This window comes from Rhodoferax sp. RT5P35, from assembly GCF_056521385.1.
The window spans coordinates 1-1,021 of sequence record NZ_JBWMAX010000376.1 but is presented as its reverse complement, the minus strand read 5'-3'; the positions used below and the strand labels follow the sequence as shown (position 1 = coordinate 1,021).

Annotated in this window: 1 protein-coding gene; it reads right to left on the bottom strand. The window is 42.7% G+C overall.

The genetic code is table 11. From position 1 onward, the window contains the following. Nucleotides 1-978 (bottom strand): hemagglutinin (locus tag AC097L_RS26455; protein ID WP_479589657.1); only part of this gene is annotated, 978 nt, incomplete at its 3' end. Between the last annotated feature and the right edge of the window lie 43 nt (nt 979-1,021).

Here is a 1,021-nt window from a genome sequence, read left to right as displayed (position 1 = left end):
TGCAAGTTTGAGACTCTTTATGCCAATATACTTTGAGCAGTTTCCAAATGCATACTTACTTACATTTTGGAATGGCAGTGTTGTGTTTAAGCCACCTTTTTCTGTCTGACACTGCACTGTGCAGCTACCTCTTTTTAAATCAGTCTTTAGAATTCTTCCGTGGCTCTCTCCTGAAAGAATATGCCCATACCATGGGGCTATCAGATTCCCATCAGATTTTATTCTCAGTGTTTGACCCGGTTTCAATACAGACCAGTAATAGTTGATTCTTCCCATCAAACCGTTGACAAGAGGCCTTGGTCCTATTAATGGTTTGAAAATCCTATTTATTTCTTCTGTTGCCACACTTGTTGTGGTGTCGGTTCTTGTGTACAGCCCTCTTTGCGTATCATCGGTGGGTGGGTGATTTATACCCCACATGAAAAGAATGTTCTTCCCTTGATTATTTGTGTATTGGGCGTCTTGGGTAGGGTACTCGCCGTTTTTTCGAGTCAACCATCTCATGCTTTTGTAGAATGAACCTGAGCATGCTGTGCTTGTTCCATCGTAAGAAACATTCCAGATTGTATCTGGGAAGATCTGAATTCTTTGATAAGACCTAGCAGAACTAAAAAGTGACCTTAGCTCTTCTAGATCTTCTACATTCCCGGGGTAACACAATCCGTGAACAGCTGATGGTCTCTCGACGATATAGGACCATTCTCTTCCTTCCAGCGATAGATCACAAGAAGGATTGCCATAGATTAGCCCTTCGATGGTGCAGGTGTCCAAAATAAGAGGTTGTCCCAAGCTTGTTGCACACAGCATCCCATTATGCTCTGTGTGGAGCAGTTCTTTGGCATGTGTCACAGGGACATTGTTTTCTGTTAGTGTGTCCACAGTTTCCGTGGAGTTTGTTGATTGATAGCCGATGCAGATCTTATCTGCATTGCTTACTGTTGCTACTACTAGTATGGTTATTAGTGATACTGTCTCCATCTTGAGTGATTGTGAAATTCCCCTGCTTTTGCTGATCACGCGT